The 22,131-nt window shown below is 48.2% G+C and carries 23 protein-coding genes and 2 tRNA genes; 8 read left to right on the top strand and 17 right to left on the bottom strand.

The window, feature by feature from the left end; translation table 11 throughout:
* Positions 1-166: 166 nt before the first annotated feature.
* Positions 167-258, bottom strand: a tRNA-Ser gene (locus D9T21_RS03155).
* Positions 259-527: 269 nt separating this feature from the next.
* Between D9T21_RS03155 and D9T21_RS03150 the strand changes: the two genes are divergently transcribed.
* Entirely contained in the window at positions 528-1,127 is a 600-nt protein-coding gene (locus D9T21_RS03150; protein WP_123323686.1) for a hypothetical protein, read from the top strand.
* Positions 1,128-1,575: 448 nt separating this feature from the next.
* On the opposite strand, the gene D9T21_RS03145 is transcribed toward D9T21_RS03150, so the two are convergent.
* A tRNA-Ser gene (locus D9T21_RS03145) sits at positions 1,576-1,667 on the bottom strand.
* Positions 1,668-1,909: 242 nt separating this feature from the next.
* Between D9T21_RS03145 and D9T21_RS03140 the strand changes: the two genes are divergently transcribed.
* From D9T21_RS03140 to D9T21_RS03120, 5 genes are read left to right on the top strand one after another with little or no spacing between them, the layout of a single operon-like run.
* Positions 1,910-2,578 (top strand): Bax inhibitor-1/YccA family protein, encoded by a 669-nt coding sequence (locus tag D9T21_RS03140; RefSeq protein WP_123323685.1) that lies wholly within the window; start codon positions 1,910-1,912, stop codon positions 2,576-2,578.
* Positions 2,579-2,629: 51 nt separating this feature from the next.
* Positions 2,630-3,019 carry a sulfurtransferase complex subunit TusD gene (tusD, locus tag D9T21_RS03135; RefSeq protein ID WP_123323684.1) on the top strand — a complete coding sequence of 130 codons (390 nt, stop codon included), beginning with the start codon at positions 2,630-2,632 and terminating at the stop codon, positions 3,017-3,019.
* Complete coding sequence (locus D9T21_RS03130; RefSeq protein ID WP_123323683.1) at positions 3,019-3,378, top strand: DsrE family protein; 360 nt, start codon at positions 3,019-3,021, stop codon at positions 3,376-3,378. Before tusD ends, D9T21_RS03130 begins: the two co-directional genes overlap by 1 nt.
* Complete coding sequence (locus D9T21_RS03125) at positions 3,378-3,641, top strand: DsrH/TusB family sulfur metabolism protein (protein ID WP_123323682.1); 264 nt, start codon at positions 3,378-3,380, stop codon at positions 3,639-3,641. The genes D9T21_RS03130 and D9T21_RS03125 overlap by 1 nt, the downstream gene beginning before the upstream one ends.
* Positions 3,638-3,982: a TusE/DsrC/DsvC family sulfur relay protein gene (locus D9T21_RS03120; RefSeq protein WP_123323681.1), complete on the top strand. Its 345-nt coding sequence runs from the start codon at positions 3,638-3,640 to the stop codon at positions 3,980-3,982. The genes D9T21_RS03125 and D9T21_RS03120 overlap by 4 nt, the downstream gene beginning before the upstream one ends.
* A 41-nt stretch (positions 3,983-4,023) precedes the next feature.
* Here the strand turns inward: D9T21_RS03120 and serS are convergent, their stop codons facing one another.
* The 6 genes from serS to lrp form a co-directional block, all read right to left on the bottom strand.
* Positions 4,024-5,313, bottom strand: a complete 1,290-nt coding sequence (gene serS, locus D9T21_RS03115) for a serine--tRNA ligase (RefSeq protein WP_123323680.1) — start codon at positions 5,311-5,313, stop codon at positions 4,024-4,026.
* 10 nt (positions 5,314-5,323) lie between these two features.
* Positions 5,324-5,707, bottom strand: a complete 384-nt coding sequence (gene crcB, locus D9T21_RS03110; protein WP_123323679.1) for a fluoride efflux transporter CrcB — start codon at positions 5,705-5,707, stop codon at positions 5,324-5,326.
* Positions 5,707-7,023, bottom strand: coding sequence for a replication-associated recombination protein A (locus D9T21_RS03105; protein ID WP_123323678.1), 1,317 nt, complete (start codon positions 7,021-7,023; stop codon positions 5,707-5,709). The genes crcB and D9T21_RS03105 overlap by 1 nt, the downstream gene beginning before the upstream one ends.
* Entirely contained in the window at positions 7,020-7,634 is a 615-nt protein-coding gene (lolA, locus tag D9T21_RS03100; RefSeq protein ID WP_123323677.1) for an outer membrane lipoprotein periplasmic chaperone LolA, read from the bottom strand. The genes D9T21_RS03105 and lolA overlap by 4 nt, the downstream gene beginning before the upstream one ends.
* 13 nt (positions 7,635-7,647) lie before the next feature.
* Positions 7,648-10,182, bottom strand: coding sequence for a DNA translocase FtsK (locus D9T21_RS03095; RefSeq protein WP_123323676.1), 2,535 nt, complete (start codon positions 10,180-10,182; stop codon positions 7,648-7,650).
* Positions 10,183-10,313: 131 nt separating this feature from the next.
* Complete coding sequence (lrp, locus tag D9T21_RS03090; protein ID WP_105935280.1) at positions 10,314-10,799, bottom strand: leucine-responsive transcriptional regulator Lrp; 486 nt, start codon at positions 10,797-10,799, stop codon at positions 10,314-10,316.
* Between the two features lie 133 nt (positions 10,800-10,932).
* On the opposite strand from lrp, the gene ald reads away from it, so the two are divergent.
* The gene (gene ald, locus D9T21_RS03085) at positions 10,933-12,060 is read left to right on the top strand and encodes an alanine dehydrogenase (protein ID WP_123323675.1); all 1,128 of its coding nucleotides are present in this window, start codon (positions 10,933-10,935) and stop codon (positions 12,058-12,060) included.
* 187 nt (positions 12,061-12,247) lie between these two features.
* Positions 12,248-13,354 (top strand): helix-turn-helix domain-containing protein, encoded by a 1,107-nt coding sequence (locus D9T21_RS03080; RefSeq protein ID WP_123323674.1) that lies wholly within the window; start codon positions 12,248-12,250, stop codon positions 13,352-13,354.
* Here D9T21_RS03080 and D9T21_RS03075 read toward each other — a convergent pair.
* The 9 genes from D9T21_RS03075 to serC form a co-directional block, all read right to left on the bottom strand.
* Positions 13,351-14,193, bottom strand: a complete 843-nt coding sequence (locus tag D9T21_RS03075) for a DUF2306 domain-containing protein (RefSeq protein WP_241155608.1) — start codon at positions 14,191-14,193, stop codon at positions 13,351-13,353. The two genes, D9T21_RS03080 and D9T21_RS03075, sit on opposite strands and share 4 nt — an antisense overlap.
* A 178-nt stretch (positions 14,194-14,371) precedes the next feature.
* A complete protein-coding gene (gene pyrF / locus D9T21_RS03070) occupies positions 14,372-15,070 on the bottom strand; it encodes an orotidine-5'-phosphate decarboxylase (RefSeq protein WP_123323673.1) in 699 nt (232 codons plus the stop codon).
* A 5-nt stretch (positions 15,071-15,075) separates the two neighbouring features.
* Positions 15,076-16,236 (bottom strand): lipopolysaccharide assembly protein LapB, encoded by a 1,161-nt coding sequence (lapB, locus tag D9T21_RS03065; protein ID WP_123323672.1) that lies wholly within the window; start codon positions 16,234-16,236, stop codon positions 15,076-15,078.
* Between the two features lie 4 nt (positions 16,237-16,240).
* Positions 16,241-16,495, bottom strand: a complete 255-nt coding sequence (locus tag D9T21_RS03060) for a lipopolysaccharide assembly protein LapA domain-containing protein (RefSeq protein ID WP_105935274.1) — start codon at positions 16,493-16,495, stop codon at positions 16,241-16,243.
* Between the two features lie 122 nt (positions 16,496-16,617).
* Entirely contained in the window at positions 16,618-16,905 is a 288-nt protein-coding gene (gene ihfB / locus D9T21_RS03055; protein WP_070176179.1) for an integration host factor subunit beta, read from the bottom strand.
* An 86-nt stretch (positions 16,906-16,991) separates the two neighbouring features.
* Positions 16,992-18,662, bottom strand: coding sequence for a 30S ribosomal protein S1 (gene rpsA, locus D9T21_RS03050; RefSeq protein WP_123323739.1), 1,671 nt, complete (start codon positions 18,660-18,662; stop codon positions 16,992-16,994).
* A gap of 117 nt (positions 18,663-18,779) precedes the next feature.
* Positions 18,780-19,451, bottom strand: a complete 672-nt coding sequence (gene cmk, locus D9T21_RS03045) for a (d)CMP kinase (protein WP_105935273.1) — start codon at positions 19,449-19,451, stop codon at positions 18,780-18,782.
* A 180-nt stretch (positions 19,452-19,631) separates the two neighbouring features.
* On the bottom strand, positions 19,632-20,921 hold the full coding sequence (aroA, locus tag D9T21_RS03040; protein WP_123323671.1) for a 3-phosphoshikimate 1-carboxyvinyltransferase: 1,290 nt from the start codon (positions 20,919-20,921) through the stop codon (positions 19,632-19,634).
* Positions 20,918-22,003 carry a 3-phosphoserine/phosphohydroxythreonine transaminase gene (gene serC / locus D9T21_RS03035; protein ID WP_123323670.1) on the bottom strand — a complete coding sequence of 362 codons (1,086 nt, stop codon included), beginning with the start codon at positions 22,001-22,003 and terminating at the stop codon, positions 20,918-20,920. Before serC ends, aroA begins: the two co-directional genes overlap by 4 nt.
* Between the last annotated feature and the right edge of the window lie 128 nt (positions 22,004-22,131).

Below are 22,131 nucleotides of genomic sequence, written 5' to 3'. Positions count from 1 at the left end.
GTCCATGGCGCTCACCCTTAATAAATTAAGGGCAGCCTGAAGGCTGTGCAAATCGACTGTCCTGTCGATTTGTCAAACCCCTGCCGGGGGTTCTCACCCTCACGTTTAGCTTAGCTTTTTGTTTCAGGCAATAAAAAACCCGCAATGTGTGCGGGTTTCTCAAATATGGCGGAGAGTGAGGGATTCGAACCCCCGGAAGGTTTGACCCTTCGCCTGATTTCAAGTCAGGTGCATTCAACCGGACTCTGCCAACTCTCCTGAAGTGATGCGTATCATAATGATATTTTTGTGTCTGTAAAGGGAAACTTTAGCTAACTAAACCATTTGCTTAGAAAAGCGCCACTGACGGTGAATTTTTGTATGTTTTGTCGGTAATTTTGACTTCGCAAGCTATTTTATCGTTCGCTTCCTCTAACCGGTTATACAAATTGCACCTTTGGTAAGTGAGCGCTTGAACCATAACTCTTACGAGCGTATAAACTTTATAAGTACTTCTGCTTGATGCTAAACCCAAAGGATCATTTGTATTGCCACACACGGAAGCGTCTCCCAGACTCATTATTCTTATTATCGTTTGTCTTTATCTGCCTTTTATTGAAAGCATGCATGGCGCAACGCTTTGGGGCTTAAACTGGCAATCACCTACCCTGATGGATGCGCTAAGAGACTATCTGATCTTTATCAAACTAGGCATGGTTTTATTAGCGGGCTATTTAATGGCCTTCAAATATCAGATTATGCAGAACACCATCAGGCACGGCGTTTTACGAGCTGCTTTTGTTATTTCAACCTGGTTATTAGTGGCAGTGCAGATCCCAATGTTGCTACTGGGCATTATATTTGGCGGAGTGCTCAGTTCTCCGGCTGATTATATTCACCGTGAACAAACATTTGGTAATGATACTGTGTATGTCTATAGCTTTGATCCCGGCGCTATGGGGAAAGCCTATCACTATTTTTATATGAAATGCCCTGAGCCTCTGGGGCGCTATCAGTTAAATGAGGTGGCGAGGTTAAACTGGATGCGTGATTTCAGTTTTGCGCTGGATGGCGAGCAGTTGGTAGTTAAAGAAGAAGGTGGCGAAATTTTTGAGTTTAGTATTACTGAACACCGCTGTGAAAATTAACACCGTCTTTGTTTCAGGCAATAAAAAACCCGCAGCGTGTGCGGGTTTCTTAAATATGGCGGAGAGTGAGGGATTCATTCGCGCCGTCCATGGCGCTCACCCTTAATAAATTAAGGGCAGCCTGAAAGCTGTGCAAATCGACTATCCTGTCGATTTGTCAAACCCCTGCCGGGGGTTCTCACCCTCACAATAAGGGTTATCACTTTTCTACAGGCAATAAAGAACCCGCAACGTGTGCGGGTTTCTTTAATATGGCGGAGGGTGAGGGATTCACTCGCGCCGTCCATGGCGCTCACCCTTAATAAATTAAGGGCAGCCTGAAGGCTGTGCAAATCGACTATCCTGTCGATTTGTCAAACCCCTGCCGGGGGTTCTCACCCTCACAATAAGGGTTATCACTTTTCTACAGGCAATAAAAAACCCGCAGCGTATGCGGGTTTCTTAAATATGGCGGAGAGTGAGGGATTCGAACCCCCGGAAGGTTTGACCCTTCGCCTGATTTCAAGTCAGGTGCATTCAACCGGACTCTGCCAACTCTCCTGAAGTGATGCGAATCTTAATGAAATTTTTATGACTGTAAAGGGTTAATTTTAAAAAACGAATTGTTTGGCTGAGTTTTAAGCAAAAATGCGATTATTTGCCTACTGCCAACAAAAAAACCATAAATTCCCGCCGGTGATAGCTTTTACCTATTGAAAAACGGAACTAAAACCCATACAAATGCACTAAACTATAACGTAATATGGTTTTGTTTAATTTTGCCTGTCCTATTGGAGGAAACAATGGATAATCGTTCGGTGTATACTAGTGCATCAAGGCCTTCGGTTTTAGAAACCAATAAGGTTTTGCGTAATACTTACATGTTGTTAGCCATGACACTGTTATTCAGTGCCGTGTGTGCTGGTGTCACTATGGCTATTGGCATTTCACCTATCACGTCACTGATTATGACAATCGGTGCGTTCATCACGCTTTTTGTTGTACACAAGAAAGCAGATTCTGCCTCAGGTATTTACTGGATCTTTGCTTTCACCGGCCTGCTGGGTGGCTCTCTGGGCTACATGCTTAGCTTTTATGCCTCTATCCCCGGTGGCCCTGCCCTGATTGCTCAGGCGCTTGGCGGTACTGCATTAATTTTCTTTGCACTGTCGGCTTACGTACTGACCACTAAGAAAGACTTTTCTTTCATGGGTGGCTTCCTGTTCGTGGGTATGATGGTGGTAGTCGTTGCAGCGATTGCAAACATTTTCTTCTCTGTTCCGGCGGTACACCTGGCCATTAACGCGGCTATCGTGTTCCTGATGTCTGGTTTCATTCTGTTTGATACCAGCCGTATCATTCACGGCGGTGAAACTAACTACATCCGTGCCACAGTGGGTCTGTACCTGAACATCTACAACCTGTTTGTATCCCTGCTGCAACTGCTGGGTGCATTCGGTGGCGATGATTAATCGGCACAGCACGTTCTGAGAAAACACCCCGTTAAGGGGTGTTTTTGTTTTATGCAACGAATTTCAGTTTTAATCACCAGTTCCCCCGAATCGTTAACTGCTTGTCTGGATGCAGTGGCATTTTGCCGTGCCGCCATCAACGAAGGCCAGAGTATCGATCAAATCTTCTTTTACCAGGCCGGTGTTTATCATGCCAACGGTCTTATGGATGCCTCTGCCAGTGAAGTTGATTTAACTAAAGCATGGCAAAGTCTTGCTACAGAGCATGCTATTCCATTATTGGTTTGTGTAGGAGCGGCCAGTAAGCGTGGGATAGTAGATGCCGAACAGGCCGAACAAGCAGGCTTAGCCCAGCACAATTTGTTTGAGCCGTTTAAACAAGTGGGCCTGGGCGAATTTTTTACCTTACTGCACAATTCAACAAAGCTGGTGCAATTTTAATGGCGACTATCACAGTATTACTAACCCAGGCACCCTACGCTTCCCAACAAGCGTCAGATGGTATTGAGTTTGCTCTGGCGTCAACCAACTACGGTCATGAATGCCAGGTGGTATTCAGCGGTAAAGGTGTTTTGCAGTTATTGGCAAATCAACAACCGGCAGCGCGCAAGAGTCAATTAAAGCAGGCCCGGGTATTACCTTTTTACGATATCGAGCCGGTATACGTATGTCAGGCGTCTTTAACCGCATTACAACTGACCGTTGCCGATTTGGGTATTGATGAGGAAGATTTGGAATTACTTGATGCCAGCGCATTACGCCAGTTATTAACGCAATCTGATCACACGGTAACTTTTTAATGCTTGTACGTTACGCTTCTTTTCATCTTGATAGCAGCGCAGAGGCGTTGTTAAAAAGCCTCACAGCAACCGATGTGGTAGTGTGTTGTGGCGACGGTGTATATGCGTTTAATGCACTTCGCAGCGCTTTTCCGGAGTTTACAGTTATGGCAATGGAAAACGATTGTGCCGAACGAGGCGTGGCTGTGGAAGCTATCGTATCATCTGATAAACTCTGCCAACTTCATCAACAACACCAGCAGTGGATTAATATCTTACCATGAGCGACAACTTTCAGTTTGAATGGCAGGGGCATACATACCCAACTGATAAACTCGGTTACCTTCTGGATTACCGGCAGTGGCAGCAAGATATGGTGCCGTTTTTAGCCGAACAGGAAGGTATTGAGCTTACCGAGGCGCACTGGGAGGTAGTGCTGTTTGTCCGTGAATTCTATCTGGAATATGAAACAAGCCCGGCGATACGAGCTCTGGTAAAGGCGATGGCTGCCAAGTACGGGCCGGATAAAGGCAATAGCCGCTATCTGCAGCGCCTGTTTCCAAAAGGCCCTGCCAAACAGGCCACAAAGCTGGCTGGCTTGCCCAAACCGAAAAAATGCTTATAAAAAAAGCCGCTAACTTAGCGGCCTTTGCAGTTTAGTAATAGTTACTTAATTTCGGTAACGCCACCCATATAACTCACCAGCGCTTCTGGGATTTTTACCGAGCCATCGGCTTGTTGATAGTTCTCCAGGATAGCAACCAGTGTACGCCCTACGGCTAAGCCAGAACCATTCAGAGTATGCAGCAACTCAGGCTTGTTAGTGTCCGGGTTACGGAAACGAGCCTGCATACGGCGCGCCTGGAAGTCGAGCATATTAGAGCAAGACGAGATCTCACGGTAAGTATCCTGTGCTGGCAGCCATACTTCCAAATCATAGGTTTTGCAAGAGCCAAAGCCCATGTCACCGGTACACAGTAGTACTTTACGGTACGGTAAACCCAGCTTCTGTAGGATCACTTCGGCGTGACCGGTGAGTTCTTCCAATGCGTTAAAGCTGTCTTCCGGTTTTACCAGTTGCACCATCTCTACTTTATCAAACTGGTGTTGGCGAATTAGGCCACGAGTATCACGGCCATAGCTGCCTGCTTCACTGCGAAAACAAGGCGTGTGCGCAGTCATTTTAATCGGCAGATCTTTAGCCGCGAAAATTTCATCACGAGCAAGGTTGGTTAACGGTACCTCTGCAGTAGGGATCAAAGACAGGCCCTGGCCCTCTTCTGTGGCTGGCTGGGTGTGAAATAAATCCTCACCAAATTTAGGTAGCTGACCGGTGCCGTAAAGGCTGTCTGCATTCACCAGGTACGGCACATACATTTCGGTATAGCCGTGTTCCGCAGTATGTGTATCCAGCATGAACTGAGCCAGAGCACGGTGTAAGCGAGCAAACTTGTCGCGCATCACCACAAAGCGGCTGCCAGTTAATTTAACTGAAGCTTCAAAATCCAGCCCTTTATTAAGGCTTTCGGCAATATCAACATGATCTTTCACTTGAAAATCAAAGCTTGGGATCTCGCCCCAGGTGCTGATCTCAACGTTTTCGTCTTCGTCTTTACCTACCGGCACACTTTCGTGCGGCAGGTTAGGAATACCTTGCATGAGCGCGGTAACTTCAGCCAGTACTTCATCTAATTCAGCTTTTGCAGCATCCAGCTTGTCACCCAGATCAGAGACTTCGGCCAGTAGAGGCGCAATATCTTCACCTTGTGCTTTGGCTTTACCAATGGATTTACTTCGCGTGTTGCGTTCATTTTGCAAATCTTGGGTTTTGATTTGTAATGCCTTACGTTTTTCTTCGAGGGCATTAAAAGCGTCAACATCCAGAGAAAAACCCCGGCTGGCCAGTCGTTCAGCCGTTGTTTCGATGTCGCTTCGCAAACACTTTGGATCTAACATGTTATTTTCTTTATCCTTTGGTTAATTCCACTGCCAGCCATGCTGCAAGCAGGCAGGCACACACATTCAATAAAATATTGGCCAGCGCCTTTATCCACAAACCGTTTTCCAGCAGTGTTAAGGTTTCTATGGTAAAGGTTGAAAAGGTTGTCAGCGCCCCTAGCATACCTACCCCAATCAGCGCCCGGTATGGCTGTTCGGCTATCTCGCCCCGCTCAATAAAGCCGTATAACACCGCCAGTAAAAACGAGCCGATAATATTGACGGCAAGTGTACCAAAGGGCAACGCTTTTCCAAACCAGGAATCCACTAATCCGGTACAGAAAAAGCGCAAGCAGGCCCCTACGGCGCCGCCGGAGGCAATAAACAGGTAAATTGAGAGCGTGTGTGACATTAGCCGTTCCGTTTTTGTTGGCTTTGATTATTTAACTGGTCAAGGTAGTCGCGTTTGGCTTTAAGCTGTTTTTCCAGGCCCCGTTCACTGGGCTCATAATAACGGGCATCAGCAATTTCCGGAGGTAAATAGCATTCTCCGGCGGCAAACGCATTTGGTTCATTATGGGCATAACGGTATTCAGCTCCGTGGCCCATTTCTCTTAATAACTTGGTCGGTGCATTCCGCAGGTGTACCGGTACCGGATAATCGGGTTTATCCCGTGCATCCTGCTTAGCCTGGCTAAAGGCCATATACACAGCGTTACTTTTGGCTGCCAGCGCGCAATAGACTGCCGCCTGAGCAATCGCACGTTCACCTTCTGCTGGCCCTACACGATGATATACGTCCCAGGCATTCACACACAACTGCATGGCCCGTGGGTCGGCATTGCCGATGTCTTCAGAAGATATTGCCAGAAGACGGCGTGCCACGTAAAGCGCATCACCGCCACCATTTAAAATTCGTGCATACCAATAAAGGGCTGCATCGGGATCAGAGCCCCGAACGGATTTATGGAACGCCGAAATGAGATCGTAAAATGTATCGCCCTGCTTATCATAACTGGCAACCTTTTCACCCACCGCCTGCTCAACATCATTAAGGCTTATCTGCGATGCATTGGTAAAATCACTGGCCAGTTCAAGATAGGTTAACAACCGTCGTCCGTCGCCGCCGGATAAACCAATCAGCGCATTTCTGGCATCGTCAGCCAGGGTCAGGTTACGTTCGCCGAGTCCACGCTCAGTATCGGCCAGAGCTCGGTCGAGCAACGCATCGAGAGCTTCATCATCAATGCCTTTTAGTACATAAACCCGAACCCGGGATAACAATGCATTGTTAAGCTCAAAAGACGGGTTTTCAGTGGTAGCGCCAACAAAGGTTACCACCCCGGACTCCACAAAAGGTAAAAAGGCATCCTGCTGCGATTTATTAAAACGATGTACTTCATCAACAAACAACAGCGTGCGCTCGCCCATGGATTTATTTTGCTCGGCCTCATCCATGGCTGCACGTATTTCCTTCACCCCGGAAGTAACCGCAGAGAGCTTTATCACCTGCGCATTGGTATACACCGCAATCAGTTCTGCCATGGTGGTTTTACCGGTGCCCGGTGGCCCCCATAACACCATGGAATGACAATGAGACGACTCGAGCATTTTGCGTAACGGTTTGCCCGGCCCCACCAGGTGGCTCTGGCCTACGTATTCATCCAGAGTAACCGGCCGCATACGGGCCGCCAGCGGCGCGTAGGTTTGCTGACTAAACAAACTCATGGGCGCTGGTCATCTACCATAAAGCTTTCCGGCACGTCAGCAATAAATGCGGAAGGGAAAATCGGCGTATTAAATTCGCGCTCACTAAAGTTAATGGCACTTTGCTGGCCCTGACTGTCGAGCATGATCAGGTTGGCCAGGCCTTTATCATCAAAACTTAAACTCAGCGTACGGATCTGACCGCCCTCGGCTTTTGCCGAAACGGTATAGCTGTTGGGTTGGGTTGCATTAACCGTATATTGTTGCCAGGTAGCGTCGTCGTTACTGGTTAACAACACCATAGGATTATTATCAATCGCCTGGGCCTGTGACATCACCGTGACCTGCTCTACCCACTCATCGATATGCCAGACGGCCGAACCATCGGCTATCAGCACGGTTTCATCCGGCGACAGTGTTTCCCAGCGCAGTTTATCCGGCCGGGCCATGGTTAGATTACCTGTAGCTTCATGAACGACTTCACCGTTTTCATCGGTGACTGACTGAGTAAATGCAGCCTTGAAGGACTCCAGTCCGGCTAACTTTGTTTTTAACGCGTCGGCATCATCGGCCAGCGCAGATACAGAGAAAAATGACAGAGCGACTAAAGCTCCGCTAAACAATGATTTCATAAACGACTTCCTGTTAGTCTCTCGGTGGCGGTGGTGCCAGCACTTCACGGTTACCGTTATGGCCCGCGGGGGTAACGACACCACTTTGTTCCATTTGTTCAACCAGACGCGCTGCGCGGTTGTAACCAATACGGAATTTACGCTGAACACTGGACACCGATGCACGGCGGGTTTCGGTAACAAACGCCACGGCTTCATCGTAAAATGCATCCACTTCCTGATCGCCGCCTTCCGGTTGTTCACCAGGTAACAGTACTTCAGCGGTGGACTCAGGGTTAAGGATCTCATCGATGTATTCCGGTTCACCGCGTTTCTTCCAGTCGGCAACTACGGCGTGTACCTCATGGTCGTCGACAAACGCACCGTGCACACGGGTAGGTACCGGACTACCCGGTGGTAAATACAACATATCACCCATACCCAACAGCGTTTCAGCGCCCTGCTGGTCGAGGATGGTGCGCGAGTCAATTTTACTCGACACCTGAAAAGCAATTCGCGTGGGGATGTTAGCTTTAATTAAGCCGGTAATAACATCAACCGACGGGCGCTGGGTAGCCAGCACCAGGTGAATACCCGCAGCCCGGGCTTTCTGTGCAATCCGGGCAATAAGCTCTTCTACTTTTTTGCCCACAATCATCATCATGTCGGCAAATTCGTCAACCACCACCACAATAGATGGCAGTTTTTCCAGATCCGGCGCTTCTTCCAGCATGCTGTCTTCAGTACGCCATAGCGGATCCTTAATTGGCTCACCGTCGGCAATAGCCTGCTTGATTTTAGCGTTATAGCCTTTGAGGTTTCTTACACCTAAAGCCGACATCAGCTTATAGCGACGTTCCATTTCTCCCACACACCAACGCAGGGCATTGGCGGCTTCTTTCATATCGGTGACCACTTCGGCCAACAGGTGCGGGATCCCTTCGTACACCGATAATTCAAGCATTTTCGGGTCAATCATGATCATCCGCACGTCTTCCGGCGTGGACTTGTACAATAAGCTGAGGATCATTACGTTAACCCCCACCGACTTACCCGAACCGGTGGTACCGGCTACCAGCAAGTGCGGCATTTTGGCAAGATCCACCACGACCGGGTCGCCGCTGATATCGGCACCCAGTACCATAGTAAGTGCCGAGGCATTCGACTGAAAAGCTTCGCACTCAATGACTTCACTCATGCGCACCATTTCGCGCTTTTTATTCGGTAATTCAAGGCCGATCACCGACTTACCCGGGATAACTTCTACCACACGAACAGACGTGGCCGACATTTCACGGGCTAAATCTTTAGAAAGGCTGGTGATTTTGCTTACCTTCACACCCGGTGCCAGGTCAATTTCAAAACGGGTGATCACCGGGCCGGGATAAACCCCAACAACAGCGGCATCAATATTAAAGTTTGCCAGCTTTTCTTCTACCAGACGGGACACAATATCCAGTTCTTCCTGGGTGATAGGGTTTTCCTTTTTGTCTGGTCGGTCGAGCAACTCAAACGATGGCATCGGGCCAATGTCTTCATCACCATCTGACTCACCACGTGGCGGCCGGATTTGTTTCGCCCCTCTGGCAGCAGGCTGTTGCGGCAGTGGTGGCATTGGCGAGGACGTTTTATTCGGCTCAGTGGTAGTCGCCTGCTCAGCGGCCGGATCAGCTACCGCTTCATTTACAAACCGGGGCCCATCGGCACTAAAGGACTCCCCTGCCCCATCGTCGGTATCCACAATAAAGGGTGGTAAATCGTCTTCTTCGTCGTCATCCGTGGCGAATATTTCATCAGGGATTGAAAATGTTGGTTCGCTGCGTTCAGTTTTAACCTGTTGGCTTTGCTTAGGCGGCGTTTTCTCCGCCGGTTTTTCCGAAGGTGGCTCGGCACGTAAACTGGTAATGTTCAGCTCATCACTGTCTTTCTCTTTATCAGCCGATTTATTAGGTAACGATAAGGCAGGCATATTCAGCGCCAGCAGCTTTTGCGGCGCAGCAATGGATTTACGGCCTATCCACAGCGTACTTTCACCGAGTTTATCAACAATAAGCAGCCAGGAAATGCCGGTCAGCAACGTAAAGCCCACGCAACAGAAGCACAGCAGTAACAGTACTGTGCCAGCTACATTAAAGTAAGGGATTAGCGCTGAGCTGATTACATCGCCAATCAGGCCGCCAGCGGTGAAGCTGAACAGGTCGTCAAAATTTATACTGAAGATGCCGGTAAGGCCCAGCAATATCAGGATCGCGCCAATCAGGCGCAAACCTATGGTCAGGTAGTCAAGCTCCCGCCAGGTTTTAATATTATGGAAAACAAACCAGCCAATAAACGCACAGCAAAATGGTGTGGCATAGGCCAAATAGCCGAAGGTAAAGAAGAACAGATCGGCAGTCCAGGCACCCGTTGGGCCAACCCAGTTATGGACATCGTTCTGCAGGCCAGCCTGACTCCAGCCCGGATCGCCCGGGTGAAAAGAGGCTAACGCCAATAATAAAAAGAACGCCAGAGCACAGGCAATAATAATACCTGTCTCCCATATGCGTTGAACGCCAGAAAGTCGCACCATATCCCTAAATATCTCTCTTTGCCGCTGTTATTAATACACCGGTCATTGGTTTTATTTTTGCGCACGTACCCGGGTCACAGAAGCGGCTGGCTTCAGCGGGTGACCCAAAAGTTTATCATACCATCCTGACCTTATTTTGTATTAATTCGCAGGCTATTGGTACTTTTAACTTCTTCCATTACCACGTAAGTGCGTGACGCACTGACGCCAGGCAGCCGCAATAAGGTATCACCCAACAATTTGCGGTAGCTCGACATATCAGCCACCCGGGCTTTAAGCAGAAAATCAAAGTTGCCCGATACCAGGTGACACTCTTGTATATCATCGTGCTGCTGAACCGCAGCTGAAAATTCGGCAAAAATATCTACCGAAGTTTTAGTTAAGGTAATCTCGACAAACACCAGCATGGCCGCGCCTAGCTGATGCGGATCCAGATGCGCATGATAGCCTTTTATATAGCCCTGGGTTTCTAGCCGCTTTACCCTTTCCAAACAGGGACTTGGACTTAATCCCACCTGTTTTGCCAGCTCAACGTTAGAAATCCGCCCGTCTTTTTGCAGCATCGAAAGTATGTTGCGGTCTATTCTGTCAAGGTGTTTGGGCGTTTTTACCAGCATATTAAATTCTCCAAAAGGCCATTTTAGAAGAATATTACACTGGCATTGAAAAAACTACAGCAGATATATTTTAAAACCTTCCGATATACTAGCATCATTAGTAACTCAATTATTTAAACAGGCAGAGATAACTATGTTAGTGGGTGTACCAAAAGAAATTAAAAACCACGAGTACCGTGTAGGCTTAACCCCGGCAGCGGTTAAAGAGTTCGTGATGCACGGTCATAAGGTAATGGTAGAAACCAATGCCGGTACCGCCATTGGCTTTACCGATGAAATGTATGTTGAGGCTGGCGCCAGCATTGCTGCCAGTGCTGAACAGGTTTTCGCCGAAGCGGAAATGATTGTAAAGGTAAAAGAGCCACAGCCACAGGAATGTAAGCAACTGAGCCGTGGTCAGACACTTTATACCTACCTGCACCTGGCACCCGATCCAACTCAGACTGAGTTACTGATTGAATCCGGCGCTACCTGTATCGCATATGAAACGGTTACCGATGCTCGTGGTGGCTTGCCATTACTGGCACCAATGAGTGAAGTGGCTGGCCGCATGTCGGTTCAGGCCGGTACGCATTATCTTGAAAAAGCCCACGGCGGTAGCGGCACCCTGCTTGGTGGCGTACCTGGTGTTGCACCGGGTAAAGTGCTGGTTATTGGTGGCGGTGTGGTTGGTACTCAGGCTGCTAAAATGGCATTAGGCCTTGGCGCGGATGTAACTATTCTGGACCGTTCACTACCACGTTTACGCCAGTTAGACGATATCTTTAACGGTCAGGTAAAAACCGTGTACTCAACGGTTGATGCTATTGAGCATTATTCAGCGTCTGCTGATTTGGTGGTTGGTGCTGTACTTATCCCGGGTGCGGCAGCGCCAAAACTGCTTAATGAGCAACATATTGCCAATATGAAAAAAGGCTCTGTAGTTGTAGACGTAGCTATCGACCAGGGCGGTTGTTTTGCTACCTCAAAAGCTACCACTCACCAGGATCCGGTTTATATCGTCGACGGCGTGGTTCACTATTGTGTTGCGAACATGCCTGGCGGCGTGGCCCGTACCTCTACCATGGCACTGAACAATGCAACATTGCCATTTGGCTTGGCGCTGGCCAACAAAGGACCTAAACAAGCCATGATGGAAGATATCCACCTGTTGAACGGCCTGAATGTTCATGAAGGTAAAGTCACCTATAAAGCGGTTGTTGAAGCTTTGGGTGATCAGTTGGGTATTCAGTACACCCCTGCTATGGATGCACTGGCTTAAGTCGCTAAATTTATGGGGTCAGAGTTAATTAATTTACTCTGACCCCATGATTGACGTAAATAAACGGGACCAGATGGTCCCGTTTTTATTGAAACAAAGACTAACAATTGCTCGCTTGCAAGCACCCTGCTTTGCCCTACCATAAGATCATCTTTTATTGTTAACACACTCCTTGTGTGGCCTGCTTATGTGGCTTAATTACGCTTATTACGTACTTTTGTTTTGCACTCTAACCGTGATGCTGGCGCAGCTAAGTTTCAGACCGGTTCGGGTGGAGCACATTCTTACCGCTATTTTCAGTGGCTCCCTCGCCATGGTAGCGCTGCAGGTGTTAACTGCTCAGGCAGATAGTCCCTATCAGTATGTGTTTGCATTAGGCACCTGCGCTACCTGTAATGTGATCTGGCTCATCTCCCGTGCGTTGTTCCGCGGTGGCGAGTCACTTGCTATTCAGCATTATGCGCTGGCCGCCTCTATTGCTTTGCTGGTTATGACAAGCCGTAGTCTGGAGCTGATGGAATCGGTTAACTGGTTAACAGCTGATAACACTGGTTGGATTAAAGGCGCAGTTTCAGAAATCACTCAGTTGCTGTCCTCCACTATTCTGGCACTGGCCTTTTGGGAAGCTGTGCGCGGTTTTACTCAGGCAAGCAAAACCTCACAGTACCAGCGATTATTGTTTGCCGGCAGTTTTTTTACCGGTGTATTTAGTTGCACCGTAGTGGCCGAAGGTATTTTGGCCAGCGATGTCAGCCGTCAGGTTAAACCCTGGCTTGTGGTGAGTTCCGCACTGCTTAATACCCTGGTAACTTTTATTATTTTACTCTGGCAACATCACTCACGCAGGCATACCAGTAATATATCCCAAATCAGTTCTGGCACCGAAAACTTAGCCGGGACAATCCTCGCAGATGATGAGAAGGTGTTTAAGCAAATCAGGCAGTTGATGGAGCAGGACCAACGCTTTTTACAGCACGACTTAAAAACCATTGATATTGCCAATGTCCTACAGGTATCTGAATACAGAATAAGCCGGGCAATAAGGGCTATGAGCGCTGCGGCCAATGTGAATCAGTTTATCAATAGCTACCGAATTAGTTACGCCAAGCAACTGCTCACCTCCAGGCACAGTGAACAATGGACAATACTGGTTATAAGCATGGAGTCCGGGTTTGCCTCACTGGCACCGTTTAACCGAGCATTTAAAGCCAGTGAGGGCTGTACGCCAAATCAGTATCGTCTGCGTTATCTGAATAAAGAAGCCGTTACCAGCAACCCGGTTGTGCCAAATTAATAGCCAACAATCCGTGGCCCCCACATCATCATAGTAGCCGCGGCGGTACCAATCAAAGTGATTAGTATGGCAATGCACACTGCAATGGTGGCAGTAACGCGGCTGCCTACCGTATCACGTGCGCGGGCCCTGAAAATAAGCTCTGCAATAAACATGGGCAACAGGTAAGAAGCAAACGACAGAATAACATCAGCCGGCCCATCCAAATTTGCACTGTTCCCCTGTGGTCCCTGATTGAGCATAAACCAGCCCATCAGAAGCAATCGAAAGGTCCAGACTCCGTTAATTAAAATAAACGCATGCACGGCAAAACGCTGATGACGCGAGAAATCCCGTTGCACTGCATAGCGCCAGGCAAAATAAACCATTACCGGAATAAGCAGACCATTCACGGTAACCCCCAGCGCGCCTAAATCACTAAGGCGACTGCCTGTTACCCAGGTAAGATACAGGCCACCAATGGCGCCCAACATGCCAAAGGTCAGATATACACGGCCATTGATACGGTGGAACCGCGGGAAATGCTGCCTGATTGCGGGAAATAGCTGGAAGGTGCCGCTCAGACTAATCAGCATCACGGGTATCACATGGAGCAAAAGAATGGCGTTATTAATGGTGTCGCCATTTACGTATCCCCTGATCATATAAGCGTAACGAGACTCATCCAACTGCCCGGTTATCAGCGGCAGCGTAAATTGTACGAGGATGTATAATGCAAATATCCACTGCCCGGTGAGAATAATCCCCACCCAGGCTTTTACCATTAAATCGAACTTATCATTTAGCCTCAATTGGTATGATGGCTGTGAGTTCAAATCAGAAGAGATAACTCGTGACATATAAAGCCCTTTCAACATTAAACAGGCTTTAAGCATGCCAATTTCGACATAAATCGCTTATTGAATTTGGAATCTGATCGTCAAAAGTTAAAAAATGGATGAATAAATATTTAAGTTCAAGGGTCAGAGTAAGTTTACTCTGACCCCTTGAAGATTTATTGATTTGTTCTTAGGTGATTCAGGCCAGGCTCTGATTTACCGCCTGCAAAGCGGCTAATGGGTTTTCGGCCTGGGTAATTGGCCGGCCCATTACCAGGTAGCTTACACCGGCGTCGATGGCATCAACCGGTGTCATCACCCTTTTCTGATCGCCCACATCTGCCCCGGCAGGACGAATTCCAGGTGTTACTAACAGAAACTCGTCATTATGCGTTTCGCGTAACATTACGGCTTCTTTGGCAGAGCAAACAACACCATCCAGGCCACTGTCTGCGGTTAACTGCGCAAGCTTTTTAACCTGCCCGGCTGGTGACACCTCTGGTACCACATCATTTAACTGCGCCTGGTCCATACTGGTCAGCACCGTTACCGCAATCAGCTTGGTTTGCGGATGAGAAGAGCCGGCAATAGCACTTTTAGCCGCCTTCATCATTTCCATTCCGCCACTGGCGTGAACGTTTACCATCCACACGCCCATTTCCGCGGCCGCTTTACAAGCTTTGGCTACGGTGTTGGGAATATCATGAAATTTTAAATCCAGAAAAATATCAAACCCTTTGGCGATGAGCGATTTTACAAACTCAGGCCCGAACAGGGTAAACATCTCTTTGCCGACTTTAAGCTTACAGGCAGCAGGATCCAGTTGATCTACCAGGGCCATAGCCTTATCGGCATCATCGAAATCCAATGCGACTATCACACGGGCTTCTTGGTTCATTCTCTTTACTCTCCGTCTAGACCTCTAATGGGGTTAACAACCCCCCACTTTTTACAGGATGGGCACAGCCAATATAATTTACGACCAGAAAAACCGCAGCTTTTACAGCGGTATCTTGGTCGCTGCTCAATTTGTTTGGCAACCAGCTGTCTTAACTGCTGGTAAGTCGCTTTGGCATTGGCATCATCACTTAACTCACAGTACAACTGCATCAGGCGATGGAAGCCACGCATAGTAGGCGTTTTTTGCAGTTGCTCAAACAGATAATCGGCGGCATGCTGCACTTCTCCTTTATTGGAAAGTACATCCACCATAGCCAGGTACAAGGTGGCACTTTGCACCCAGTTATCATTTAACAGTTGTTCGAAATTCTGCCAGTCACCGGTTTCACTGGCAATTTGCTCGAGTAGCGGTACCGCTTCGATAAACCAGTTTTTATCGCGATTAGCGACCTGCACCAGGTATTCACCAGCCTCTTTTAAGCGACCCTGATCAAAGGTGACTTCACCCAACATTAACCATGGTCTGACGGCCTGTTCATCTACATTTACCGCCTTTTGTAACACCTTAAGCGCAGCGGGTATATCATCATTATCCAGCTCAAGCTGTGCTTGTTCACAATAGAAATGGGCCAGCTTGCTACGAATGCTGTCGTTCTCGGCCAGCATTTTTTCAGCCAGCTCGATAGCACGGCCCCACTCTTTGGTAGTTTGATAAATAGCAAACAGCTGCTGCTGAGCAAATTCGAAATGCTTGTCGGAATTTAGCAAACTAACAAACGCGCCTTCTGCACGCTCAAGAAAACCCGCCTGCATATAGTCCCTGCCCAGCTCTTTAAGCGCCAGTTCGCGCTGGGTAGACTGGATTTCATCGCGGCTTACCAGGTTCTGGTGAACGCGGATGGCGCGGTCTATTTCGCCACGCTGACGGTAAAAGTTGCCCATGGCGATATGGGTTTCCACCGTATCGCTATTGACGTTAATCATTTTAATTAACGTATCAACGGCTCGGTCGGGCTGATCAGAAAGCAGGAAATTTAAACCACGAAAATAATGTTTGGAAAGAATACTGGATTGTTTGCGCTGGGCCTGACGAACACTGTTGCGGCCCATTATGTAACCATAACCGGCTGCTACTGGCAGCAGTAAGAATAACAGCTCCAGCATAGGCTTATTCTTTCTGCAGCTTGTTAAGCTTAGCCTGTGCCCGCATGAGCTTAACTCTGAGCGTAAGCCAGCTGCTCAGAATAGCCAGAACGCCAACGACAACGCCAAGTCCTAATGCAATAGCAATCAGAGTGGCGACCGTCATATCAGCCTTAGCAATCAGGTAATTTACTGATATTACAGCATCATTTTGAGAACCAACGGCAATCGCCAGTACCAGAATCGCAATAATGCAGAGTAAAAATGCCAAGCCTTTCAAATGCGTGATCCTAAATGAAGAAATTAAAATCAGGATAACAAAATGTGGATAGTGTTACAGCATTCACATACAAAAAAAGCACTGATAACAGTGCTTTTTATTTCTATCTGTGCAGATAATAATCAGGCGATTGATTCATTCACCCGGTCACGTAACTCTTTGCCAGGCTTAAAGTGCGGAACGTATTTACCGTCCAACTCCACCGTTTCGCCGGTTTTAGGGTTACGACCCACGCGAGGCGCGCGGTAATGCAAAGAAAAACTACCAAATCCGCGGATTTCGATACGGTCACCTTTTTGTAAGGTTTGCGCCATCTGCTCCAACATTTCTTTGATAGCTGTTTCTAATTCTTTTGCCGGGATGTGGCGTGCCTGATCAGCGAGCCGCTCAATTAATTCAGACTTGGTCATGTGTAAACCTCTTTGTCATTCAATCCATCAAACAGCTACATCAACAGGTATACGGCATTTACCGTATACCTGTTGTATCAAAAAGCTTATTCGCCTTTTGCTGCTTTGAAAGCTTCAGCCATCGCGTTAGCAAAACCACCATCATCCTGTTGGTTTACTTTCTCAATCGCTTCTTTCTCGTCAGCCTGGTCTTTCGCTTTAACAGACAGGTTTACGATGCGGTTCTTACGGTCAACACCGGTGTACTTCGCTTCGATGCTGTCGCCAACGTTAGCAACTTCAGACGCGTCTTCGATACGGTCGCGAGAAAGATCAGCTACACGGATGTAACCGTCAACTTCTTCAGCCAGGTTTACAGTAACGCCTTTGGCATCAACTGCTGTAACTGTACCAGTAACGATAGCACCTTTCTTGGTATCTGTCAGATACTTGTTGAACGGATCTTCTTCGATTTGCTTAACGCCTAAAGAAATACGCTCACGCTCTGGGTCGACTTGCAGAACAACCGCTGAGATCTCGTCGCCTTTCTTATAATCACGAACTGCGTCTTCACCAGACTTGTTCCATGAAATGTCAGAAAGGTGAACCAGACCGTCGATGCCGCCGTCAAGGCCGATGAAGATACCGAAGTCAGTGATTGACTTGATCTTACCAGACACTTTGTCACCTTTTTCGTGTGACTTAGCGAAAGTTTCCCAAGGGTTATCGATGCACTGCTTAAGACCCAGAGAAATACGACGACGTTCTTCGTCGATTTCCAGAACCATAACTTCAACAGAATCGCCCAGGTTAACAACCTTAGATGGGTGAATGTTCTTGTTAGTCCAATCCATTTCAGAAACGTGAACCAGACCTTCAACACCGTCTTCGATCTCTACGAAACAACCGTAGTCAGTCAGGTTAGTTACCTGGCCAGTGATCTTAGTGCCTTCCGGGTAACGCTGTGCAATTTCTTGCCATGGATCGTTGCCCATTTGCTTCATGCCCAGAGATACACGTTGCTTTTCTTTGTCGAACTTCAGAACTTTAACGTTGATTTCGTCACCAACATTCACGATTTCACTTGGGTGCTTAACGCGCTTCCAAGCCATGTCAGTGATGTGCAGCAGGCCGTCAACACCGCCCAGATCTACGAACGCACCATAGTCTGTCAGGTTCTTAACAATACCTTTAACTTCGTGACCTTCTTCCAGGTTAGCCAGAAGAGTTTCACGCTCTGCACTGCTTTCTGCTTCGATAACAGCACGACGAGAAACAACAACGTTGTTACGCTTGGCGTCTAACTTGATTACCTTAAACTCAAGCTCTTTGCCTTCCAGGTGAGTGGTGTCGCGTACAGGGCGTACGTCAACCAGTGAACCTGGCAGGAATGCGCGAACACTGTTAACTTCAACAGTGAAACCGCCTTTAACTTTACCGTTGATAACGCCTTTGATAGTGGCTTTATCGTCGTAAGCTTTTTCCAGCTCAACCCACGCTTCGTGACGCTTAGCTTTTTCACGAGACAGGATAGTTTCACCAAAGCCGTCTTCTACAGCGTCTAACGCTACGTCGACTTCGTCACCGATTGCGATTTCTAATTCGCCTTCAGCATTTTTAAATTGTTCAGCTGGGATAGCACTTTCTGATTTGAGACCTGCGTCAACAAGAACGATGTCTTTATCAATTGAAACTACGGTACCCTTTACAATTGAACCTGGACGAGTTTCAAGTTCTTGTAAGCTCTCTTCAAAAAGTTGTGCAAAATTTTCAGTCATATGATTTAGTAAATAATTTAAGTTGACATCCACATTTCTATCCGGATAACGTGGGGTTATTAAACAAAGTCGTCACTCCCTGTGACAACGATTGCGATGGTGAAACCGACTCCGGCCTTACAGCCTGGAATTGATAATTTCCATTGCACTTTCAAAGACTTGGTTAATATCCAAATCTGTTGAATCGATCACTACAGCGTCTTCTGCCGGTACCAATGGCGCAATGGAACGATTCGCATCGCGATCATCCCGGGCTTTGATATCGGTTAAAAGGCGCGCAATATTAACATCCAGACCTTTATCTTTCAACTGATTATAGCGACGCTCCGCGCGGGCTTCAGCGCTGGCGGTCAGGAATAATTTTACGTTGGCATCAGGGAACACTACGGTGCCCATATCACGACCGTCGGCCACCAGGCCGGGATCTTGCTGAAACGCACGCTGGCGGCGTAACAGCGCCTCGCGAACCCTGGCAAGGGACGCAATTTGTGACGCTACAGCGCCGACCTCTTCGGTGCGAATATCGTCAGTGACGTCTTCACCTTCCAGCACTACACGGCGCTGCTCGTTGTCAATTTCAAAACTGACGTCAAGGCCTGAGGCCAGCGGAACAACAGCACTTTCATCGTCGATCGGAAGATCATGATGCATGGCGGCAACGGCCAGTACGCGGTAAATCGCGCCACTGTCCAGTAAGTGCCAGCCGAGCTTTTCTGCGATTAATGCGCTTAGTGTGCCTTTCCCTGCCCCACTAGGACCATCTACCGTTACTACGGGTATTGGATGCATACCTGCTCCAGTTATTTAATAAAATGTTAATAAGAACTCGAAAACGGCGGCAATTATACCCGTGTAGGCTCAATTGGCAATGATACACGTCAATAAATACCCGGGCATAATACCTAAGTCTGTAGCTAATGCGCGCTGGTCCTGAGACCAGCGCGATTGATAGTAGAGGATAAATCTGTCTTATCGATGACAGATTGTGGCAAAGCGGGTGAAATAATCAGGGAATGTTTTAGCGGTACAACCCGGATCGTTAATCGTTACCGGTGTATCACTCAGAGATACCAGTGAAAAACACATGGCAATGCGGTGATCATTATAGGTATCAATGGCAGCGTGTTGTAATGCAGCGCCTGGCGTTACCCGAATATAATCGTGCCCTTCTTCTACTTCCACACCCAGTTTACGCAGCTCAGTGGCCATTGCAAATAACCGGTCGGTTTCTTTAACCCGCCAGTTATAAATGTTGCGGATGCAGGTTTCACCCTCGGCAAATAATGCCGTGGTAGCAATGGTCATGGCAGCATCAGGGATATGGTTCATATCCATGTCCACGCCTTTAAGCGGCGCACCATGAATCACGATACAATCGTCAAACCATTCCACTTTAGCGCCCATGGCTTCCAGCACATCAGCAAAGCGAATGTCGCCCTGGATGCTTTGCTTGCCAATACCCGTTACTTTTACCGTACCGCCTTTAATTGCGCCAGCCGCCAGGAAATAAGACGCAGATGAAGCATCCCCTTCCACCATAAAGGTTTCAGGTGCCACATACTGCTGCCCGGCTTTGATCACAAAGCGCTGATAATCCTGATTTTCTACCGGCACGCCAAATTTGGCCATGGTATCCAGGGTAATATCGATATAAGGCTTCGACACTAACTCGCCTTTAATGGCGATAGTGGTGTCTTCCGCAAATAACGGTGCGGCCATTAACAGCGCCGTAAGAAACTGGCTCGATACACTGCCATCCACAGACAGCTCGCCGCCCTTTAACTGACTACCGTTAATTTTTAGCGGTGGATAACCGGCATTTTTTAAATACTCAATATCCGCACCCGCTTCCAGCAGCGCATCGACTAAATCGCCAATTGGACGCTCTTCCATGCGGGGTTCGCCGGTCAGTTCAACGGTGACATTTGATGCGGCCAGTGCTGCACATAACGGGCGCATGGCGGTACCGGCATTGCCTAAAAACAGGCTAAGCGGTGTATCAACCGAGAAAGCGCCGCCTAAGCCGGTGACCCTACACTCAGTTTTGTCATCACTTAAGCTGTACTCAACACCCAGTAATTTAAGGGCATCCAGCATGTGGCGGATATCGTCACTGTCGAGCAGATTGGTCAGGCGGGTTTCGCCCTTTGCCAGTGCCGCCAGTAATAAAGCCCGGTTAGACAGACTCTTCGAGCCCGGCACGTTGACGGTACCGTCGATTTTGTTGACCGGCTGTAACGTTAACTGCTCTGCACTCATGCGTGATGCTCCTCGAAGTCCTTCATAAAGCTCACCAGGGCTTCTACCCCATCAATGGACATAGCGTTATAAATACTGGCACGCATACCGCCTACCGAGCGGTGACCTTTAAGGGCCATTAAACCGGCTTCTTTGGACTTTTCCAGGAACACTTTATCCAGTGCCGGATCGGCCAGATGGAAAGGTACGTTCATAATCGAACGGTTTTCCGGATGCACGTTATTACGGTAGAACGACGAGTCATCAATGGCTTTATACAATGTATCTGCTTTGTGCTGATTGAGGCTGGCCATGGCTTCTACACCGCCCTGGGCTTTCAGCCATTTAAATACCAGCCCCGCCAGGTACCATGAAAAGGTTGGCGGAGTGTTATACATGGAGTCATTTTTGGCCATCAGTTCGTAATCGAAAATCGACGGCGTGCTTTGGCGGGCCTTACCGACCAGATCTTCACGAACAATCACTACCGATAAGCCAGACGGGCCAATGTTCTTCTGCGCACCGGCATAGATAATACCGTACTTGCTCACGTCTACCGGGCCAGACAGAATGTTTGACGACATATCGGCAACCAGCGGCACATCGCCAGCTTCTGGTAACCATTTATAGGCAATGCCATCCACGGTTTCATTAGGACAGAAATGCAGATAAGCGGCGCTTTGATCGATGTCGGCAGCGGCTGGCTTTGGCATAAACTGATAACCGTTGTGATCAACTACTTCGCCAATCACTTTGGCATTATTATATTTTGAAGCTTCTGCAACCGCGCCTTTCGACCAGGAACCACTCACCAGATGCAGTGAGGTATCGTCCTGATTTGAAATATTCAGCGGTACCGCAGCAAACTGCCCACGACCGCCGCCTTGCAGAAACAGTACCTTGTAGTTATCCGGTACGTTCATCAGGTCGCGCAGGTCCTGTTCGGCCGTTGCGGCAATTTCGATAAAGTCTGCACCGCGGTGGCTAACTTCCATCACCGAGCAGCCACTGTCACGCCAGTTAATAAATTCCTGTTGTGCCTGCGCCATCACTGCGGGAGGCAGCATGGCCGGGCCAGCACTAAAATTGAATACGTTTTTCATGAGCTTCTTAAATACTGTCAGGAAGCATTATCACCTGCCTGCAAGGTTGTTACAGGTGGCATAATGCTTACATACACTAAAAAACAAGCGGCACTAAGAGCCGCTTGCGATGCTTGTTGTATCCTTTA

It is taken from the genome of Marisediminitalea oceani, from assembly GCF_003731635.1.
GTDB classification, from domain to species: domain Bacteria; phylum Pseudomonadota; class Gammaproteobacteria; order Enterobacterales; family Alteromonadaceae; genus Alteromonas; species Alteromonas oceani.
Note: the sequence above shows the minus strand (reverse complement) of the source record. Positions and strands in the feature narration are given on the sequence as shown.

Bases quoted from the DNA above. Each gene is read 5' to 3' on its own strand.
- D9T21_RS03140 (WP_123323685.1), top strand. From the start codon at position 1,910: ATGGATAATCGTTCGGTGTATACTAGTGCATCAAGGCCTTCGGTTTTA.
- tusD (WP_123323684.1), top strand. From the start codon at position 2,630: ATGCAACGAATTTCAGTTTTAATCACCAGTTCCCCCGAATCGTTAACT.
- D9T21_RS03130 (WP_123323683.1), top strand. From the start codon at position 3,019: ATGGCGACTATCACAGTATTACTAACCCAGGCACCCTACGCTTCCCAA.
- D9T21_RS03125 (WP_123323682.1), top strand. From the start codon at position 3,378: ATGCTTGTACGTTACGCTTCTTTTCATCTTGATAGCAGCGCAGAGGCG.
- D9T21_RS03120 (WP_123323681.1), top strand. From the start codon at position 3,638: ATGAGCGACAACTTTCAGTTTGAATGGCAGGGGCATACATACCCAACT.
- serS (WP_123323680.1), bottom strand. From the start codon at position 5,313: ATGTTAGATCCAAAGTGTTTGCGAAGCGACATCGAAACAACGGCTGAA.
- crcB (WP_123323679.1), bottom strand. From the start codon at position 5,707: ATGTCACACACGCTCTCAATTTACCTGTTTATTGCCTCCGGCGGCGCC.
- D9T21_RS03105 (WP_123323678.1), bottom strand. From the start codon at position 7,023: ATGAGTTTGTTTAGTCAGCAAACCTACGCGCCGCTGGCGGCCCGTATG.
- lolA (WP_123323677.1), bottom strand. From the start codon at position 7,634: ATGAAATCATTGTTTAGCGGAGCTTTAGTCGCTCTGTCATTTTTCTCT.
- D9T21_RS03095 (WP_123323676.1), bottom strand. From the start codon at position 10,182: ATGGTGCGACTTTCTGGCGTTCAACGCATATGGGAGACAGGTATTATT.
- lrp (WP_105935280.1), bottom strand. From the start codon at position 10,799: ATGCTGGTAAAAACGCCCAAACACCTTGACAGAATAGACCGCAACATA.
- ald (WP_123323675.1), top strand. From the start codon at position 10,933: ATGTTAGTGGGTGTACCAAAAGAAATTAAAAACCACGAGTACCGTGTA.
- D9T21_RS03080 (WP_123323674.1), top strand. From the start codon at position 12,248: ATGTGGCTTAATTACGCTTATTACGTACTTTTGTTTTGCACTCTAACC.
- D9T21_RS03075 (WP_241155608.1), bottom strand. From the start codon at position 14,193: ATGTCACGAGTTATCTCTTCTGATTTGAACTCACAGCCATCATACCAA.
- pyrF (WP_123323673.1), bottom strand. From the start codon at position 15,070: ATGAACCAAGAAGCCCGTGTGATAGTCGCATTGGATTTCGATGATGCC.
- lapB (WP_123323672.1), bottom strand. From the start codon at position 16,236: ATGCTGGAGCTGTTATTCTTACTGCTGCCAGTAGCAGCCGGTTATGGT.
- ihfB (WP_070176179.1), bottom strand. From the start codon at position 16,905: ATGACCAAGTCTGAATTAATTGAGCGGCTCGCTGATCAGGCACGCCAC.
- rpsA (WP_123323739.1), bottom strand. From the start codon at position 18,662: ATGACTGAAAATTTTGCACAACTTTTTGAAGAGAGCTTACAAGAACTT.
- cmk (WP_105935273.1), bottom strand. From the start codon at position 19,451: ATGCATCCAATACCCGTAGTAACGGTAGATGGTCCTAGTGGGGCAGGG.
- aroA (WP_123323671.1), bottom strand. From the start codon at position 20,921: ATGAGTGCAGAGCAGTTAACGTTACAGCCGGTCAACAAAATCGACGGT.
- serC (WP_123323670.1), bottom strand. From the start codon at position 22,003: ATGAAAAACGTATTCAATTTTAGTGCTGGCCCGGCCATGCTGCCTCCC.